This is a genomic window from Rhizomicrobium sp. (assembly GCF_056722145.1).
Window position 1 is genome coordinate 1 of record NZ_JBWZET010000226.1, and the last position, 2,352, is coordinate 2,352.

Below are 2,352 nucleotides of genomic sequence, written 5' to 3' on the forward strand. Positions count from 1 at the left end.
TGCGGACCGCCATCTGGAACTTGTCGTCGACGATCAGCAGCAGCTCGCCGCGCGGGTACCAGCGGGTGGCGATGTTGATGTCGTTGGCCGGGCCGGCGATGAAGTAGGCGATGATCGACAAGGGCGGCTGGGAAACCAAGCCCCAGGAATACGCCTCGATGCACCAGTTCAACCAGGCCGCCTTCAAGGCCGCGCTCAAGGACATGCAGGCGAGCAACCCGCTGGTGGCGGAAGCCGCTGCTGGCGGTGAGGACTTCTGGAAGGACAAGTTCGCGGCGCTGACGGCGGCCTGACGCAATGGGCCCACTGCTCTTCCTTCTTGCTGCCGCACAGGCAGCCGGAACGCCGCCAGCAAGTCGGCCGCTGCCGCACGACGTTGCTCTAGCTGTGGCGGAAAAATGCAAAGTTCCGGTCGAATTCTTTGAGCAGCGAATGAAGTTGCGATCAACTCGTGTCACGATGCGCAAAATTAAATGTATCGCTCACGAAGCGCGAACAAGAAATCTCTCCATCGGCTTCATCTCAACGCCGATAGATCCGAACGAAGGCCAAAATGCCCAAACGCACTGACATCTCCTCGATCCTCGTCATCGGCGCCGGCCCGATCGTCATCGGCCAGGCCTGCGAGTTCGACTATTCGGGCACCCAGGCGATCAAGGCGCTCAAGGAGGAGGGCTACCGGGTCGTCCTGGTCAACTCCAACCCCGCGACGATCATGACCGATCCGGACATGGCCGACGCCACTTATGTCGAGCCGATCACGCCGGAGATCGTCGCACGCATCATCGAGAAGGAGCGGCCCGACGCCGTCCTGCCCACCATGGGCGGCCAGACCGCGCTCAACACCGCGCTGGCGCTGTTCAACGACGGCACCCTCGAAAAGTTCGGCGTCAAGATGATCGGCGCCGACGCCGACGCGATCGACAAGGCCGAGGACCGTCAGCGCTTCCGCGAGGCGATGGACAAGATCGGCCTCGAGAGCGCCCGCTCGGGCGTGGCGCACACTGTCGAGGAAGCCTTCGCCGTGCTCGAACGTACCGGCCTGCCCTCGATCATCCGCCCCAGCTTCACCCTCGGCGGCACCGGCGGCGGCGTCGCCTACAACAAGACCGAGTTCGAGCACATCGTCCGCACCGGCCTCGACGCCAGCCCCACCACCGAAGTCCTCATCGAGGAATCGCTGCTCGGCTGGAAGGAATACGAGATGGAAGTCGTGCGCGACCGGCACGACAACGCCATCATCATCTGCTCGATCGAGAACGTCGATCCGATGGGTGTCCACACCGGCGATTCGATCACCGTCGCCCCGGCGCTGACGCTCACCGACAAGGAATACCAGATCATGCGCTCGGCCAGCATTGCCGTGCTGCGCGAGATCGGCGTCGAAACCGGCGGCTCCAACGTCCAGTTCGCGGTCAACCCGGCCGACGGCCGCCTGATCGTCATTGAGATGAACCCGCGCGTCAGCCGCTCCTCGGCGCTGGCGTCGAAGGCAACCGGCTTTCCCATCGCCCGTGTCGCCGCCAAGCTCGCGGTGGGCTACACGCTCGACGAACTCACCAACGAGATCACCGGCGCCACGCCCGCCTCGTTCGAGCCGACGATCGACTATGTCGTCACCAAGATCCCGCGCTTCGCCTTCGAGAAGTTCAAGGGCTCGCAGCCGCTGCTGACCACCGCAATGAAGTCGGTGGGCGAGGTCATGGCGATCGGCCGTAACTTCAAGGAATCGATGCAGAAGGCGCTGCGCGGCCTCGAAACCGGGCTCGACGGCTTCAACCGTGTCGTCGCGCTCGAAGGCGCCGGCCGCGATGCCGTCACCGCCGAACTCTCGCGCGCCACCCCCGATCGCCTGCTGGTCGTCGCCCAGGCCTTCCGCGAGGGCTTCTCGGTCGAAGACGTCCACGCCATTACCCATTACGACCCCTGGTTCCTGCGCCACATCGCCGAGATCATCGCCGAGGAAGCGCGCATCACCGAGGAAGGCCTGCCCAACGATGCCGCCGGGCTGCGCCGCCTCAAGGCCATGGGCTTCTCCGACAAGCGCCTCGCCACGCTGGCGGTCCGCTCGGTCCACCTTGCCGGCGGCGCCGGCTCCGCGCGCTCGGGCCTGCTCCACGATGTCGCCGCCGCCATGGCCGGCGCCACCAGCGAAGCCGAAGTCCGCGCGCTGCGCCACCGCCTCGGCGTCCATCCGGTGTTCAAGCGCATCGACTCGTGCGCTGCCGAGTTCGAGGCGATCACGCCCTACATGTACTCGACCTACGAAGGCGGCCTGTTCGGCGAGCCCGAGGACGAGGCCATGCCATCCGACCGCCGCAAGATCGTCATTCTCGGCGGCGGTCCCAACCG

The 2,352-nt window shown here is 65.6% G+C and carries 2 protein-coding genes; both read left to right on the forward strand.

Going from position 1 to position 2,352, the window contains the following annotated elements; genetic code table 11:
- The first annotated feature begins 110 nt into the window (after positions 1-110).
- Entirely contained in the window at positions 111-293 is a 183-nt protein-coding gene (locus tag AC1P6P_RS12290; protein ID WP_481402732.1) for a hypothetical protein, read from the forward strand.
- 260 nt (positions 294-553) lie between these two features.
- Positions 554-2,352: carbamoyl-phosphate synthase large subunit (gene carB, locus AC1P6P_RS12295; protein WP_481402733.1), on the forward strand; the 1,799-nt coding region annotated here is incomplete at its 3' end.